Origin of the sequence: Thiohalospira halophila DSM 15071 (assembly GCF_900112605.1) — a bacterium.
GTDB classification, from domain to species: Bacteria; Pseudomonadota; Gammaproteobacteria; order Thiohalospirales; family Thiohalospiraceae; genus Thiohalospira; species Thiohalospira halophila.
Genome location: NZ_FOMJ01000001.1, coordinates 197,035 through 211,543 on the forward strand (window position 1 = coordinate 197,035; position 14,509 = coordinate 211,543).

Here is a 14,509-nt window from a genome sequence, read left to right on the forward strand (position 1 = left end):
ATCGTTGTCGTCGGTCGAATGGGCGGTGATTCCGCGTTCGGACGGCGCTACTCCTCGTGGAAGTCGTGCTCCCGGTCCAGCCGGTTCATGCGCCAGGCGTAGTAGAAGATGATGAGCAGGAAGGTGTAGATGGAGCCCTGCTGGGCGAACCAGAAGCCCAGCTTGTAGCCGCCGAGCTGGATCTGGTTGAGCGGCTCCACCAGCAGGATCCCGAAGCCGAAGGAGACGATGAACCAGACCGCCAGGCAGCCGGCCAGGATCCGTAGATTCGCCTTCCAGTAGTTATCTGCACGTTGCTCGTCGTTCATGCTTCCTCCCCGGTTGGTTGTCACACCTTGGTTGTTACAGCTGATAGTCCAGCGCCAGGCGCGCCTGGAGCTTGCGGGCCTGGCGGAAGGCCTCCTTGAGGATCCGGCGGTGGAGCTCGTTGAGCCCGTCCGGATCCACGCGGTTGTCCAGTGGCTCGCCGGCGGCCGCCTGCCGCCGGTGCTGCTCCATGCGCAGCCACTGGATGAATTCGTAGGCGTCGCGCCAGGCGGAGGCGTCGTCGGGATCCAGGCCGCCGGCGGTCACCACGGCTTCCAGCCGGTCCAGGGTGTGGGTGGCCGCCACGCCGTGGGCCAGGGCCAGCAGCCGGGCGGCATCCACGAAGGGGGCGAGCCCCTGGACCTTGAGGTCGACGCCGGGGCGGCCGTCGTCGCCGGCGGAGCGCTTGATCTCGCCGAACAGCCCCAGGGGCGGACGGTTGCGCAGGGCGTTCTCGGCCATCTGGCGGCGGAAGCGCGAATTGGCCGCCACCGCCTCGCCCAGCCAGCCGCGCAGGGCCGCCGCCGGCTCCGGATCCCCCCAGAGGGGACGGAAGTCGAAGAAGACGGTGGCGTTCAGCAGGTGCTGGGGCGTGCCCTGGTCGATCCAGCGGGCGAAGCGCTCGCGCCACTCTCCGGCGGTGAGGCAGCAGTCGGGGTTGCTGGCCATGATGTTGCCGGGGCACAGCGGGAATCCCACCCGGGCCAGCCCGTCGTTGATGGTCCCGGCCAGGGAGAGCAGTTCGGCGCGGGCGGCCTCCACATCGCCGTCGGCCGGCTCGAAGAGGATGCCGTTGTCCTGGTCGGTCTTGAGGGTCTGCTCCCCGCGGCCCTCGCTGCCGAAGGCGAGCCAGGTGAAGGCGGTCCGCGGCCGGCCGTGCTCGGCGAGGATGTGATGGATCACGGCCCGGGTCAGGCGGTCGTTGAGGGTCGCCACCACGCGGGTGATGGCGTCGGCCCCGGCCCCCTGGGCCAGGAGGCGACCGATAAAGGCGTGGACGTCGGCCTGCAGGGCGGCCAGGGCGGCGATATCCGGCGCGTCGGCGATGGCGCGGGCCAGGGCGACCAGGCCGGCGTCGCCACCCACCACGGCGGCCTCGCTTACTACCCCGGCCACCGCCCCGTCGCGGGTAAGGAGAAGATGGCGGCGGCCGGACTCGGCCAGGGCGCGGGCCGCCGCCCAGGCGGGGGCGGTGATGTCCAGGGCGGGGGCTTCGGCGTCGGCCAGCTCGCCCACGGGGGTGGCCAGGTCCCGGCCGGCGAGGGTGACCCGGGTGGCGATGTCCCGCAGGGTGATGATCCCTGCCGGGTGACCGGCGGCGTCGGTGACCGCGATGGCCTCGCCCTCGTCGCGCTCCAGCTCGGTGAGGGCATCGCGCAGCGCCGTACTGGCCGGGGCGATGACGGCCGGGGTCGGGGTCAGCTCGCCCAGGGGGGTGCCCAGGGGCGAGGAGGCCGGGGTCCCGGAGGCGGGGGCGCCGCGGCGCAGGGCCTGATCCAGCAGGCTGGCCAGGCGGCGGGCGCAGAAGTCGCCGAAGACCGGGCTCGCCTCGCGCAGTCGGTCGAACTCCGAGCGCGGCAGCTCGAAGCAGAAGGTGTCCTCCACCGCCCGGTGGCGGGTGCGTACCGGCCGGTGGCCCAGCAGGGCGCCGATGGGGAAGCTCTCGCCGGTGACCAGCTCCCACGCCTCGCCGTCACCGCCGGTCTCCCCGCGTACCCGGCCCTGTTTGATGATGTAGAAGTACTCCGCTGGTCCCTGCTCCGGGGCGGTGATCACCTCGCCCCGGGCGAAGAAGGCCAGCTTGGCCCGCGCCGCCAGGCTCTGCAGCTCCGCCGTCCCCATCTGGGCAAAGGGGGCGTGGCGGCGCAGGAAGTCGACGGTGGGCTGGAGGGCGTCGGTGTCACTCATGGGGGTCCGGTCGGCATTGCCCGTGGGACGGCCTGCGGCCGCTGTATTCCCTGGAGGGAAAGCAGATGTCGTGCCAGCGCCGGGAGGGCGCCATGGCGGGGAGAGGAGGGAGGTTGGTCGTGGGCCCGTTACCGGCCGTAACGGGCAGTGTTACGCAAGGTAACGTCGAGGCGGGGCGGTCTCAGGAGCGGGCCTCGGTCTCCAGCCGATGGATGAAGCGCTGGAGGGTGGCCTCGGTGGCGTTATTGAGCCGGGTAAAGCGGCAGCCGATGCGACGGACCTCGCGTCCGTTCATCAGGGTGGTGTCGAAGGAGTTTCGCACCTCCAGCTCCAGGGTCACCTCGCCCATTTCCTGGAGGTGCAGGGTGGCCTCCGGGATGGTGGTATGAGGCTCCACCTCGATCTCGCACTGATCATCCAGCATGCCCAGGCCGCCGATGGAGATGTCCTGGACCGGCAGGGTCTGGATGTCCCCGTGGCGGTCGGTGAAGGAGCAGGTGACCGGGTCTTCCGAGGCGCGCGGGACCGGGGCGCGGAAGGCCTGGCGTCGCTGCAGTCGCAACAGCTCCCTGGGCATGGGGATGAGAAAGACCGGCTCCCCCTGCATCCGGGCCGGCTGGATGGAATCGGCGGTGAACTGGAGGGTGACGTTGTTGTGCTTGGTATCGAACAGGACCTCCGAGGCGTCGAGCATGCGGTCATCGGCGGATCCGTTCTCGCGGCGCTCCAGGAGCACCATGTTCTTCTTGGGGTCGACGTGGACGATGGTGGTGGCCAGGAAGCCGCTGGGGGAGTCGTCGAAATAAGCGCTGATCTGCCGCGCGCCCTTCTGCAGGCTGCGCAGGACCGAGGTGATCTCCACCGGCGATTTCACCAGGTAGTCGGCGTAGGCGTTGAGGCCGATGAGACGGACGGCCTGACGCCCCATGGCTTTCTCCTGCGCGGATTCGGACGAGGAATCGGTCATAGCGGGCCTTAGCCACCACCCTGGGAGTATTCAACTCGATAATTTATCGAAAATGGTTCCCGCTGGATAGAGCCGCTATCCCGGTCGCCGAGGGATTCCCAGCCGCTGCCGCCGTTCCCAGAGGGTCTTGCGGCTGACCCCCAGCCGCCGGGCCAGCTCCGTCTCCGTGAGCTCACCCTCATGGCTGCGGACGAAGTGGATAAAGTACTCGTCCAGGGAGAGGTCATCGGTGGGGCCCTCGGGCCGGGCCGGGGTCGGCTCCAGCCCCAGGGCGGCGGTGTCGATGGCCTCGCTGTCGGCGAGGATTACCGCCCGCTCGATGGCGTTCTCCAGTTCCCGGACGTTGCCGGGCCAGTCGTGTTCGCGTACGGCGCGGCGGGCTGCCTCGGTAAGGGCCAGGGGCGGGCGGTTGAGCCGGTGGCAGGCGCGTTCCAGCAGCGCCTCGGCCAGCGCCTCCACGTCGCCGCCCCGCTCGCGCAGGGGCGGCAGGCGGATCTCCATGACCTGCAGGCGGTAGTAGAGGTCCTCGCGGAAGTCGCCCTTGGCTACCAGCGTGCGCAGGTCGCGGTGGGTGGCGGCCACCAGCCGGACATCCACGTGGCGCGCGCCCGTGGCGCCGACCCGGCGCACCTCGCCGGCCTGGAGGACGCGCAGCAGCCGCGCCTGGGCCTCGGCGGGGAGCTCGCCGATCTCGTCCAGGAAGAGGGTACCGCCCTCGGCGGCCTCCACCAGCCCGCGGTGCTGGCGGTCGGCCCCGGTGAAGGCGCCCTTCTCGTGGCCGAAGAGCTCCGACTCGATGAGGCCGGCGGGGATGGCGGCGCAGTTGACGGTGATGAAGGGGCCGTCCTTGCGGGGGCTGGCGTCGTGGATGGCGCGGGCAGCCAGTTCCTTGCCGGTGCCCGATTCGCCCAGGACCAGAACGGTGGCACTGGTGGGGGCGACCCGCTGGAGGCGATCGAAGACCGCCTGCATGGCCGGGCTCTCCCCGATCATGCCGCCCACCGGGTAATGGGCCTCCACCTGGGACTTCAGGGCGGCGTTCTGGCGCTCCAGGTCGGCGGTGCGCAGGGTCCGATCCACCAGAAGGACCAGCTCGTCGTGGTCGAAGGGCTTGGCCAGGTAGTCCACCGCCCCCTGCTTCATGGAGTCCACCGCCGAGCGCACCGAGGCGTAGCTGGTGAGCACGATGACCGGGGTCGGCTCGGCGATGGCGATGAGGTCGGTGCCCGCCGCCCCGGGCAGGCGCAGATCGGTGAGGACGAGGTCGAAGGTGCTCGGGTCGGCGGTGCGCGCCGCCTCGGCGGAGTCCACGGCGGTAACCCGGTGGCCGGCGCGTTCCAGCACGCCGGTGAGGGTGTCGCGGGTAATGGCCTCGTCCTCGACGACCAGGAGGGTGCTCATATCGGTTCCTCGTGACGGGTTTCGGGGGCCGGCGCGGCGGGCAGGCGCAGGTTGACCCGGGTGCCTTCCCCGGCGCGGCTCTCGATATCGATGCGGCCGTAGTGGGCCTGGACGATGTGGTAGACCACGGCGAGCCCCAGGCCGGTCCCCTCACCGGGGGCCTTGGTGGTGAAGAAGGGCTCGAAGAGCCGCTCCAGGTGATCGGGTTCGATCCCGCCCCCCTCGTCGATGAGGTCGAGGACGATGGCATCCCCCTCGGCCTCGGCGGAGATCTCCACCGTCCCCCCGGCGGGGGAGGCATCGGCGGCATTGCCCAGCAGGTTGACCAGGACCTGGAGCAGGCGCGGCTCGTCACCGAGGACGGCGAGGTCCGTGGCGATGTGGCGCTCGAAGGCGGCTCGTTTGCCGCTGCCGGAGACGGCCACCAGGCGGATGGCCTCCTCCACCAGCGGCGCCACCGCCACCGGCTCGCTGGCGCGGGTATCGGCATCCCCGCCGTGGCTGAAGCGCATGAGCGCCTGGAGGATGTCGCTGATCCGCCGGGTCTGGGTGCGGATCTGGCCCAGGCCGGTGGTCACCGCCTGCGGGTCGGCCGGGTCCAGGGCCTGGGCCAGGCCGTCGATGTTGGTGACCGGGTTGCCGATCTCGTGGGCGACGCCGGCGGCCAGCCGGCCCACCGAGGCGAGCCGCTCGCTGTGGGCCAGCTCGGCCTCCAGCCGCTGGAGGTCGGTGAGGTCCTCCACCAGGACGACGGTGCCGGCGGCGTCGCGATCCGCCTCGATGGCGGCCTTGTGGAGGTTGAGCCAGCGGGTGGCTTCGCCCTGGCCCACCTGGACCTTGCGCAGCCGGCGGTCGTCGGTGCGCAGGAAGCCGGCCAGCAGCCCACCCCACGGGGCCGGCAGCTCGGCCACCGGTCGCCCGGTGGCCGCCTCCTCGTCGATCCCGGTGAGGGTGACCAGGGACTGGTTCCAGTGGATGACCTCGCCGTCCAGCGCCACCGTGGCCGCCCCCAGCGGGAGGTCGTGGAGGACCTGGCGGTGATAGCGGCGCAGGGAGTCGAGCTCCCGGGAGAGGCCGTGGAGCTCGATGGTGGAATCGGCCAGGCGTGCCTCCACGTGGCGGACCGTGTCGGCCAGCGCCTGGCGGGTGTGAGGCTCCAGCCGCAGTCGCTCGTCCACGATCATCCGGGCCAGCAGGGGGCCCATGAGACCGGAGAGATTGCGCTCGATCTGCTCCCGCAGCCGGGTGAGCTCGCCGGGGCGGTCCTCGTCCGGGGCCAGGTCCAGGTCCTTGAGGGCGCGGCGGACCTCCCGCCGGGCCACCTCCGGCCCCACGGCCTCGGCCAGCCGCTCGCTGAACTGTTCCGCCGAGCCGGCCGCCACCACCCCGGTGGCCGGCGGGGTCGCCTGCACGCAGGCCCGGGCCGCCCGGGCCTCCGCCTCGGTGGGGCGGGTGGCCAGGCTGACGGCCAGGAAGAGCGCCCCGTTCACCGCCAGGGAGGCGGTGGTGGCGGTGAACCAGGGGGACTCCGTGGCCACCGTGCCGAGGAGGGCCGCGGGATCGAGGCCGAACGCCAGGAAGCCGGCGCGCTCCAGCAGGGGAAGCAGCAGCAGTCCGGCCCAGACGGTGCCGCCGCCCAGCAGGCCGGCGACGAAGCCCTGGCGGGTGGCCCGCGGCCAGAGGAGCAGCCCCACGATCCCGGGCAGAAACTGGGCCACGGCGACGAAGGAGATGAGCCCCATCTCCACCAGCCCGGCGCGCTGCTGAAGGAGCAGGTGGAAGGCATAGCCGGCGAGGATGATGAGCGCCACCAGCCCCCGCCGGCTCCACAGCAGCCAGCGATAGAGGTTGCCACCCTCCGGCGGGCGTCGGGTGAGGCTCGCCGGTAGCAGCAGGTGGTTCATGGCCATGGCGGCCAGGGCCAGGGTGGTGACGATGACCATGGCGCTGGCGGCGGAGACGCCCCCCAGGAAGGCGGCGATGGTCAGCAGGGCGTTCCCCTCTGCCTGGGGCAGGGCGAGGACGAAGTAGTCCGGCGCCCCGGCCAGCCCGCGCTCCTGGCCGGCCCAGAGGATGGGCGGGATGGCCAGGTTGAGCAGCAGCAGGAAGAGGGGGAAGCCCCAGGCGGCGATCCGTAGCCCCCGCGCATCCGTGGCCTCGGTAAAGGCCATGTGGAACTGCCGCGGCAGCAGGAAGGCGGCGGCGAAGGCGAGCAGCAGCAGGGTCGTCCAGGAGCCGGAGTGGACCGGCTCGTACATCCGCTCCAGGGCCGCCGGGTTCGCGGCCAGCCACTCGTTCAATCCGCCCGGCCCGCCGAAGACGCCGAACAGGGCCAGGGCGCCCACGGCCAGCAGGGCGGCGAGCTTCACCAGGGACTCGAACGCCACCGCCGCCACCAGCCCCTCGTGGCGCTCCCCCGGGGCGGCGTGGCGGGCGCCGAAGAGGGTGGCGAAGAGGATGAGCAGGGCGCAGAAGGCCAGGGCCAGCAGGTGGGGCGGCGTCTGGCGGGTGAGGACCTGGGCCGATTCGGTCACCGCCCGGATCTGGAGGGCGATGTAGGGGAGGCTGCCCACCAGCATGAAGAGCGTCACCGCCACCCCCGCCGCCTGGCTGCGGTAGCGGAAGGTGAACAGGTCCGCCAGGGAGGTGAGCTGGTGCTCCCGCGCCAGGCGCAGGATGGGGGCGAGCAGCACCGGCGCCAGGAGGAAGGCCAGGGTCGGCCCCAGGTAGATGGTCAGGAACTGGTAGCCATCGCTGGCGGCGAAGCCGACGCTGCCGTAGAAGCTCCAGGAGGTGGCAAAGACCCCCAGGGAGAGGACGTAGACCGCCGGGTGGCGCAGGAGCCGGTCGGGTAGCCAGCCGCGCTCCGCCGCCAGGGCGATGAGGAAGAGCAGGGAGAGGTAGCCCGTGGCCGCTGCCAGGAGCCAGCCGGCCTCAAGCGTCATCATCCCCCCCGGCGCGATCCCCCAGGTGGAGGAGGGCGGCGGCGATGGCCAGGACCGCCGCCCAGACGGCGTAAGGGGCCAGCCAGCCCCAGGCCGGTCGCGCCCAGACGGCCAGCAGCGGCGAGGCCAGGAGGGCGACGGCGATGACGGCGGCGATGATGGGTCGATCTCCCCCGCTACCCCGCTCGCTGCTAGTGCCGTTGGCCATGGACTCCCCCGCCCCCCGGAAACCTTCTGGAAACGTTACGTAGCGTAACATCCAGGATCGGTGCCGGGTACGGTGGGGGCGGGGCTCGCGAGGGTCGTGGGGATCCCGGCCGGATCCCAGTGGGCCTCGGCCCAGGCCAGTAGTTCCGGGCCCGGGGCGCCGAAGAGTTCCGCTGGTGGTGTCTGGCCCAGGAAGGCCAGCGCCTGCCACAGGGCCCGCGGCCCGGACTCGCCGCCGACAGGGGTGGCCCCGGTCTGTTTGCTGAGTTTGTCGCCAGCCGCGGTAACGGCGATGGGGAGGTGGTACCAGGCCGGCGCCGGCAGGCCGAGCTGGCGGAAGAGGTGGATCTGGCGGGGCGTGGAGTCCAGCAGGTCGCTACCGCGGACCACCTCGGTGATCCCGGCGGCGGCGTCGTCCACCACCACGGCGAGCTGGTAGGCGAACAGCCCGTCGGCGCGGCGGATCACGAAATCCCCGACTTCCGCCGCCACATCCTGCTCCCGGGCCCCCAGTAGACCGTCGGTGAAGGCGATCCGGGCGCTGCGGGTGTCCAGGCGGACCGAGCGTTCCGGCCGGCCCCCGGTGCCGTTGCGGCAGGTGCCCGGGTAGACGCCGGCGGGCAGGCCGGTGGCCGTGGCGGCGGCGCGGACCTCGGCCCGGGAGCAGGCGCAGGGGTAGGCGAGCCCGTCCGAGCGCAGCCCGGCCAGCGCGTCGGCGTAGGCCTCCAGGCAGTCGCTCTGGTGGACCACCGGCCCGTCCCATTCGAAGCCCAGATTCTCGAGGTCGCGCAGGATCCCGTCCGCGGCACCGGGGACGTTGCGCGGGGTGTCGATGTCGTCCATGCGCAGCAGCCACTCGCCCCCGGCGGCGCGGGCGCGCAGGTAGCTCCCGGCGGCCGCCACCAGGGAGCCGAAGTGGAGCGGGCCGGTGGGGGAGGGGGCGAAGCGGCCGCGGTACTGGTCCTCCGGCATGCCACTATTCTAGCGCTTCGGTTCCCGTTGGTGGTGACGCCGTGAATATTTCGGTTGCGCCTGTAATGTCGGTTCTGGTATTACATGCCGGCTTTGCAAACTGCGTCCCATCAGGGAGGGGACTCATGCCGGAAACCGAGAAGAAGACCACCGTCGCCGACCACCAGGGGATCGAGCCCTATCAGCCGGAGGAAGGCGAGGAGTACATGAATCCGGAGCAGGAAGAGCACTTCCGCCGGATTCTGCGCGCCTGGCGCCAGGAGCTCATGGAGGAGGTGGACCGGACCGTCCACCACATGCAGGACGAGGCGGCCAATTTCCCCGACCCCAACGACCGCGCCAGTCAGGAGTCGGAGTTCACCATGGAGCTGCGCACCCGGGACCGGGAGCGCAAGCTGCTCAAGAAGATCGACGAGGCGCTCAACGCCATCGACGAGGGCGAGTACGGCTTCTGCGAGGCCTGCGGTGTCGAGATCGGGATCCGGCGCCTGGAGGCGCGGCCCACCGCGACGCTGTGCATCGACTGCAAGACCCTGGACGAGATCCGGGAGCGCCAGCGCGGCTGAGATTCCGCCCGCCGGGTGACACAGTCGTAAAAGAATTGTCCAGAGGGGTGCCGTCCACGGTATGCTTTTGCCTCCTGCACCAAGGAGGCATTGATGGCGGAACTCAAGGCACTACTCTTCGACGTGGACGGCACCCTGGCCGATACCGAACGGGACGGCCACCGGGTTGCCTTCAATCGGGCCTTTGCGGATGCGGGGCTCGACTGGCACTGGGATGAACCCCTCTACGGCGAACTCCTGGCCATCACCGGCGGCAAGGAGCGGATCCGCCACTACCTGGCGCAGCACCGGCCGGATGAGGACCTCCCGGCGGATCTCGACGGCCTCATCGCCGACCTCCACGCCGCCAAGACCCGCCACTACACCGAACTGCTGGCCACCGGCGCCATCCCCCTGCGCCCCGGAGTCGAGCGGCTCCTGCGCGAGGCCCGGGAGGCCGGCCTGCGCCTGGGAGTTGCGACCACCACCACCCCGGCCAATGTCACGGCCCTGCTGGAATCCACCCTGGGGCCGGAGTCGGTGGAGTGGTTCGAGGTCATCGCCGCCGGCGACATCGTCCCGGCCAAGAAGCCGGCCCCCGACATCTACCACTACGCCCTGGAGCACATGGGGCTCGGCCCCGGTGAGGCGCTGGCCTTCGAGGACTCGGCCAACGGCGTCCGCTCCAGCGTGGCGGCGAGCCTGCCCACCGTGGTCACCGTCAACGACTACACCCGGGATCACGACTTCACCGGTGCCGTGACCGTGCTGGACAGCCTGGGCGAGCCGGGCGCGCCGGCCTTCACCCTGGCCGGTGCCGCCCTGGAGGAGGGAGTCCTGGATCGGGCCGCGGCCGCCGCCCTCCATCGCGCCGGAACCGAGGACTAGGACCATGGCGGCCCAGAGCATTGGCAGCCTCGCCGGCGAGGACGAACGCTATATCAAGGTGCGCCAGGGAGAGGTGCGCGTGGGCGAGCCCCTGCCCTGGGACGTCTTCGATCCCAACGACAATCTCCTCTTGAGCGAGGGGACCGTGGTCTCCACGGAAAAGCAGTTGGAACGCCTGCTGGCGGAGGGGCTCTACCGGCGGCTGCGGCGAACCAATCGCGAGAGCGTCGCCAGCGCCGGCCGGGATCCCATTACCGGCAACGCCACCAACCCCTTCGGCCGGGTTTCGGAACTCATGCAGCGGTTGCACGGCTTTCTGAACCGGCTGGCCAGCGGCGAGGTGGACGACGCCGAGGTCCGCGGCCTGCGGCTGGCGGGGGCCCTGCGCAATCTGGTGGAGCGGGATGCCGATGCGACCCTGGGGGCGAGCCACCTGGATCGCGACTACCACTACGTCTACAGCCACGCCCTCTACTCGGCACTGCTCACCGACCTGGTCGGCCGTCGTCTGGGGTTGGACGAGGAGCGGCGGGATACCATGCTGGCGGCCGCGATCACCGCCAACATCGGCATGCATCGGCTCCAGCAGGAGCTGGTGAGCCAGTCGGCGCCGCTGACCCAGGAGCAGCGCAAGGCCATCCAGGGCCATCCGCTGGTGAGTACCGAGATCCTGCGCCGTTCCGGCGTGACCAGTGACCCGTGGCTGGAGATCGTCCTCCAGCACCACGAGCGCCTGGACGGTGAGGGCTATCCGCGCGGGATCGCCGGCGACGACTTCCTGGTGGAGGCGCGGATCGTCGCCATCGCCGACCGCTACCACGCCATGGTCTCCGGGCGGGAATATCGGCAGGGGCTGGTGCCGCGCTCGGCGCTGAAGAAGCTCTTCATGGAGGATGGCGGCGCCATCGACAACGAACTCGCCCAGATCTTCATCAAGGAGCTGGGCTTCTTCCCGCCGGGCTCCTTCGTCACCCTGGCCAGCGGCGAGTGCGGCCTGGTGGTCCGCCGGACCGGCGACGTCTCCGCCCCGGAGGTCGCCGTGATCCGGGGTGCTGACGGCCAGCCCTACATGGAGCCCCTGCTGCGACCCACCAATACCGAGCGCCACGCCATCAAGGGGCTGCAGAGTACGCCCACCAAGCTGCCGTTCCACCTGGGGCACATCTGGGGCTACGACTAGGGCGGGCCCTGGTGCGGGGTGCATGCTATTCCGTTGTCCGGACAAGGTCCGGACGCTAGACTGGAAGGGGTTGGAAAGATAGCCAGAGGTGGGTATGGCGACCGCTGAAAAGGGCAAGAGCGAACGGATCGACGTCCGGACCAGCGCCGAGGTCAAGGAGCTCCTCCGCGAGGCGGCGCGAGGGGGGCACAAGAGTGTCAGCGAGTTCCTCCTGGATGCCGGCATCGCGGCGGCCAATCAGGCGCTGGCCGAGCGCCGACACTTCCAGCTATCCGAGGAACAATGGGAGGCCTTCGAGCAGGCGCTGGACCGGCCCGTTTCGGAGAAACCCGGCCTGCGCCGACTCCTGACTGAGTCCGGGGTGCTCGACTAGGGCCCTGCGGGATGGAGCTGGATGGGGCGGCCCGGCGACTGGCGCGCGATGACAAGGTCGAGGACTTTGATTGTGGCGAGGCAGCGCTGAATGACTATCTACATCGCTTCGCCTGGCAGAATCAGCAGGCCCATGCTGCTACCAGCTATGTGGTGACTCGGGAGAGCAGGGTGGTGGGCTACTACAGCCTGGCTGTCGGTAGCGTAAACCCCGAAGAGGCAACGCCTCGAAGTCGGCAAGGGATGGCCCGCCACCCCGTTCCACTCATGATCCTGGCCCGGCTGGCGGTGGACCGGTCCTGCCAGGGACAGGGTCTGGGTCGCGCCCTGCTGAAGGATGCGCTCCTGCGCACCCGCCAGGCAGCGGATATCGCCGGGATCCGCTGCCTGGTCGTCCATGCCAGGGGGCATTCGGCCCGAGGATGGTACGAACAGTTCGATTTCGAGCCCTCCCCGACGGACCCCTACCACCTTTTCCTGTTGATGAAGGACATCGATGCCGCGCTCCGGGGCTGAGCCGGGGACGCGTCATCGAACAACGGCCAGGCCGCGCAGGCGGGAGAGGGCGGCAGCCACTTCCTGCAGGCGCGGGCGGGCCAGGTCGCCGTCGGGGCGCTCCGTGATCGCCTCCCAGTCCGCCTCCAGCCACTTGGCGATGGCCGCCGGGGCGGCCTCGAGGGTCCCGCCCTGCTGGCCCAGGCGCGCCAGGACCTGGCCGATGGCGCGCAGCTGGGCCCGGTCCGCCAGGGGCTCCACCGCCGAGAGATCCAGGGTGTGCTCTCCCACGCTCAGGGTGTCGTCGTCCCGGACCTTGATCCGGACCCGGCCCTTGCGCTCCCGGGGATCCAGGGAGTCGGCCCGGATCCGGCGCGGCGTGGGCCGGGTCAGCGGGCGGTCGGGCAGGGCGCGCTCCCCGGCCGGGTGGTCCGCCGTGACCTGCCGGGCGCGCGCCGTGGCGTCCAGGGGCCGGTAGGCCTGCATCTGGATCACCGTGTCGGCGTGGTCCAGGTAGTCCCCGGAGCCGCCCATGACCAGCACGGTGGAGACGCCGTGGACGTCGCGCAGCTCCCGGATCCGGTCGAGGAAGGGGGTGATGGGCTCATCGGCCGGGGCCACCAGCGCCTGCATGCGCCGGTCCCGGATCATGAAGTTGGTGGCGGAGGTGTCCTCGTCCACCAGGAGCGTGGAGGTGCCCGCCTCCAGCGCCTCCATGACCGCCGCCGCCTGGCTGGTGGAGCCGGAGGCCAGGTCGGTGGAGAAGTCCTCGGTGGGCTTGTCCAGCGGCAGGTCGTGGATGAAGGGGGAGAGGTCGACGCCGGTGACCGCGCGACCGTCCTCGGCGCGGATGCAGGCGGCATCGGGGTTGGTGACCACTTGTTCCCGGCCATCGCCGGGACGGTGGTCGAAGACCCCGACCTTCAGGGCGTTGAGCAGGGTCGACTTGCCGTGGAAGCCGCCGCCCACCAGCAGGGTGATCCCCTTCGCGATCCCGAGGCCGCGCACCGGCCCGGCGTTCGGTGCCGCCAGGGTGACCGCCAGGCTCTCCGGCGGTTCGAAGGGGATGGCCCCCTGCAGCGGCCGGTCATCGATCCCGGAGGCGCGCGGCAGCACCGCGCCCTCGGCCACGAAGGCCACCAGGCCGCGCTCGGCCAGGGCCGCGCGCAGGGCCACCTGGTCCTCCACCGCGTCGCAGTGGGCCCGAAGGGCCGCCTCGTCCCGCTGGCCCGGCTCCACGGCGGTGGCCACCCGCTCCGGGAGCTTCTCGGTGAGCAGGGTCGCCGCCTGGCGGCCCAGGATCTTGCGCCCCGCCGCCGGCAGGTGGACGGTGAAGCGCAGCTCCACCCCGGCCTCCGTAAAAAGGCAGGCCGTGCGGTCCAGCACCGTCTGTGCCCCGGCATCGATGGCGAGATCGCGCTCGTCCCTCACCGCCCGGCGGAAGTTGCGCGCCAGCCAGTCCCGCGCGGCGCGCGCACGGACCGGGGTTGCCGTGGCGTGTTCCGGCAACCCGGCGACCGCCCACGGTACGACGACCCGCGCCCGGGAAGGGGCGGCAAAGGGATCCGCCTGGACGTGGTCGATGGACAGGGTGAAGCGGTCGAAGGCGTGGCGGCCGGCGATGTCCTTGTAGGCCTTGTAGCCCTTGCCGTCGATGCGGTGGAGCGTGTTCTCGAGTTCGTGCGGATTGTTTCCCATGGGATCACCGTAACCTTCAGGGATATCAGCCGGAAAGCACTCGCTGTTCCAGCCGCTGATGCCCCTCTATACTGGCGGAGTTCGGATGAGTCTTACCGTGCCCGGAGAGAGAGCGGAATGAGTACTAACAGGCAGCTAACCGCAGTGATCGAGAAAGAAGATGACGTCTACGTGGCATTCTGTCCCGAAGTCGATATCGTCAGCCAGGGGGAGAGCATCGAGTCTGCCCGAGCCAATCTGCGAGAGGCGCTGGAGCTGTTTTTCGAGGGGGCTCCCGAAGAAGAGGTCCGGGGGCGGTTTCACGAGGATATCTTCGTGACCAGCGTAGGCGTGGCTGTTGGGTAAGCTCAGGCCGCTGTCGGGGAAACAGGTCATGGCGATCCTGGCCAAGCACGGGTTCGAGGAGGTGCGTCGGCGAGGAAGCCATGTACTCATGCAGAAACAGGACGAAGGAGGGACGACAACCATCCCCGTGCCGGACCACAAGGAACTCAAGATCGGGACGATGCAGTCCATCGTGCGACAGTCCGGGCTGCCCCGAGCCGAGTTCGAGCAGGATTGATAGCAAGAACTCTGTTGTTCACGCCGTGAACATATGCTCCAATACCCCCTCGACGGCCCCGGT

At 70.6% G+C, this 14,509-nt stretch carries 15 protein-coding genes; 7 read left to right on the plus strand and 8 right to left on the minus strand.

Annotated elements, in window-relative coordinates; genetic code table 11:
- Nucleotides 1-47: 47 nt before the first annotated feature.
- From BM272_RS00990 to gluQRS, 7 genes are all read right to left on the minus strand, one after another.
- On the minus strand, nucleotides 48-308 hold the full coding sequence (locus BM272_RS00990; protein WP_093426894.1) for a DUF4212 domain-containing protein: 261 nt from the start codon (nucleotides 306-308) through the stop codon (nucleotides 48-50).
- A gap of 34 nt (nucleotides 309-342) precedes the next feature.
- A complete protein-coding gene (locus tag BM272_RS00995) occupies nucleotides 343-2,214 on the minus strand; it encodes a putative nucleotidyltransferase substrate binding domain-containing protein (RefSeq protein WP_093426895.1) in 1,872 nt (623 codons plus the stop codon).
- 181 nt (nucleotides 2,215-2,395) lie between these two features.
- A complete protein-coding gene (locus BM272_RS01000) occupies nucleotides 2,396-3,142 on the minus strand; it encodes a flagellar brake protein (protein ID WP_159432977.1) in 747 nt (248 codons plus the stop codon).
- Between the two features lie 114 nt (nucleotides 3,143-3,256).
- Nucleotides 3,257-4,582 carry a sigma-54-dependent transcriptional regulator gene (locus BM272_RS01005; RefSeq protein WP_093426897.1) on the minus strand — a complete coding sequence of 442 codons (1,326 nt, stop codon included), beginning with the start codon at nucleotides 4,580-4,582 and terminating at the stop codon, nucleotides 3,257-3,259.
- Nucleotides 4,579-7,530, minus strand: a complete 2,952-nt coding sequence (locus BM272_RS01010; RefSeq protein ID WP_240307966.1) for an ATP-binding protein — start codon at nucleotides 7,528-7,530, stop codon at nucleotides 4,579-4,581. Before BM272_RS01010 ends, BM272_RS01005 begins: the two co-directional genes overlap by 4 nt.
- Nucleotides 7,517-7,735 (minus strand): hypothetical protein, encoded by a 219-nt coding sequence (locus BM272_RS01015; protein WP_093426899.1) that lies wholly within the window; start codon nucleotides 7,733-7,735, stop codon nucleotides 7,517-7,519. Before BM272_RS01015 ends, BM272_RS01010 begins: the two co-directional genes overlap by 14 nt.
- A gap of 35 nt (nucleotides 7,736-7,770) precedes the next feature.
- On the minus strand, nucleotides 7,771-8,706 hold the full coding sequence (gene gluQRS / locus BM272_RS01020) for a tRNA glutamyl-Q(34) synthetase GluQRS (protein ID WP_093426900.1): 936 nt from the start codon (nucleotides 8,704-8,706) through the stop codon (nucleotides 7,771-7,773).
- A 125-nt stretch (nucleotides 8,707-8,831) separates the two neighbouring features.
- Here gluQRS and dksA point away from each other — a divergent pair, with 125 nt between their 5' ends.
- From dksA to BM272_RS01045, 5 genes are all read left to right on the plus strand, one after another.
- Entirely contained in the window at nucleotides 8,832-9,272 is a 441-nt protein-coding gene (gene dksA / locus BM272_RS01025) for an RNA polymerase-binding protein DksA (RefSeq protein ID WP_093426901.1), read from the plus strand.
- A gap of 93 nt (nucleotides 9,273-9,365) precedes the next feature.
- Nucleotides 9,366-10,139 (plus strand): HAD family hydrolase, encoded by a 774-nt coding sequence (locus BM272_RS01030; protein WP_093426902.1) that lies wholly within the window; start codon nucleotides 9,366-9,368, stop codon nucleotides 10,137-10,139.
- A gap of 4 nt (nucleotides 10,140-10,143) precedes the next feature.
- Nucleotides 10,144-11,319, plus strand: a complete 1,176-nt coding sequence (locus BM272_RS01035) for an HD-GYP domain-containing protein (protein WP_093426903.1) — start codon at nucleotides 10,144-10,146, stop codon at nucleotides 11,317-11,319.
- A 94-nt stretch (nucleotides 11,320-11,413) separates the two neighbouring features.
- Complete coding sequence (locus BM272_RS01040) at nucleotides 11,414-11,692, plus strand: type II toxin-antitoxin system TacA family antitoxin (protein ID WP_093426904.1); 279 nt, start codon at nucleotides 11,414-11,416, stop codon at nucleotides 11,690-11,692.
- A gap of 11 nt (nucleotides 11,693-11,703) precedes the next feature.
- Entirely contained in the window at nucleotides 11,704-12,207 is a 504-nt protein-coding gene (locus BM272_RS01045) for a GNAT family N-acetyltransferase (RefSeq protein ID WP_093426905.1), read from the plus strand.
- Nucleotides 12,208-12,219: 12 nt separating this feature from the next.
- Here BM272_RS01045 and BM272_RS01050 read toward each other — a convergent pair whose 3' ends face one another.
- On the minus strand, nucleotides 12,220-13,884 hold the full coding sequence (locus tag BM272_RS01050; protein ID WP_093426906.1) for an ABC-ATPase domain-containing protein: 1,665 nt from the start codon (nucleotides 13,882-13,884) through the stop codon (nucleotides 12,220-12,222).
- A gap of 117 nt (nucleotides 13,885-14,001) precedes the next feature.
- Here BM272_RS01050 and BM272_RS01055 point away from each other — a divergent pair, with 117 nt between their 5' ends.
- On the plus strand, nucleotides 14,002-14,229 hold the full coding sequence (locus tag BM272_RS01055) for a type II toxin-antitoxin system HicB family antitoxin (RefSeq protein ID WP_093426907.1): 228 nt from the start codon (nucleotides 14,002-14,004) through the stop codon (nucleotides 14,227-14,229).
- Nucleotides 14,230-14,257: 28 nt separating this feature from the next.
- Nucleotides 14,258-14,446, plus strand: a complete 189-nt coding sequence (locus BM272_RS01060) for a type II toxin-antitoxin system HicA family toxin (protein ID WP_205407716.1) — start codon at nucleotides 14,258-14,260, stop codon at nucleotides 14,444-14,446.
- Nucleotides 14,447-14,509 lie beyond the last annotated feature (63 nt).

Excerpts from the sequence above, each read along its gene's own strand:
- BM272_RS01005 (WP_093426897.1), bottom strand. The coding sequence starts at position 4,582 with ATGAGCACCCTCCTGGTCGTCGAGGACGAGGCCATTACCCGCGACACC.
- BM272_RS01000 (WP_159432977.1), bottom strand. The coding sequence starts at position 3,142 with ATGGGGCGTCAGGCCGTCCGTCTCATCGGCCTCAACGCCTACGCCGAC.
- BM272_RS01055 (WP_093426907.1), top strand. The coding sequence starts at position 14,002 with ATGAGTACTAACAGGCAGCTAACCGCAGTGATCGAGAAAGAAGATGAC.
- BM272_RS01030 (WP_093426902.1), top strand. The coding sequence starts at position 9,366 with ATGGCGGAACTCAAGGCACTACTCTTCGACGTGGACGGCACCCTGGCC.
- BM272_RS00990 (WP_093426894.1), bottom strand. The coding sequence starts at position 308 with ATGAACGACGAGCAACGTGCAGATAACTACTGGAAGGCGAATCTACGG.
- gluQRS (WP_093426900.1), bottom strand. The coding sequence starts at position 8,706 with ATGCCGGAGGACCAGTACCGCGGCCGCTTCGCCCCCTCCCCCACCGGC.
- BM272_RS01045 (WP_093426905.1), top strand. The coding sequence starts at position 11,704 with ATGGAGCTGGATGGGGCGGCCCGGCGACTGGCGCGCGATGACAAGGTC.
- BM272_RS01040 (WP_093426904.1), top strand. The coding sequence starts at position 11,414 with ATGGCGACCGCTGAAAAGGGCAAGAGCGAACGGATCGACGTCCGGACC.
- BM272_RS01050 (WP_093426906.1), bottom strand. The coding sequence starts at position 13,884 with ATGGGAAACAATCCGCACGAACTCGAGAACACGCTCCACCGCATCGAC.
- BM272_RS01010 (WP_240307966.1), bottom strand. The coding sequence starts at position 7,530 with ATGATGACGCTTGAGGCCGGCTGGCTCCTGGCAGCGGCCACGGGCTAC.
- dksA (WP_093426901.1), top strand. The coding sequence starts at position 8,832 with ATGCCGGAAACCGAGAAGAAGACCACCGTCGCCGACCACCAGGGGATC.
- BM272_RS01035 (WP_093426903.1), top strand. The coding sequence starts at position 10,144 with ATGGCGGCCCAGAGCATTGGCAGCCTCGCCGGCGAGGACGAACGCTAT.
- BM272_RS01015 (WP_093426899.1), bottom strand. The coding sequence starts at position 7,735 with ATGGCCAACGGCACTAGCAGCGAGCGGGGTAGCGGGGGAGATCGACCC.
- BM272_RS01060 (WP_205407716.1), top strand. The coding sequence starts at position 14,258 with ATGGCGATCCTGGCCAAGCACGGGTTCGAGGAGGTGCGTCGGCGAGGA.
- BM272_RS00995 (WP_093426895.1), bottom strand. The coding sequence starts at position 2,214 with ATGAGTGACACCGACGCCCTCCAGCCCACCGTCGACTTCCTGCGCCGC.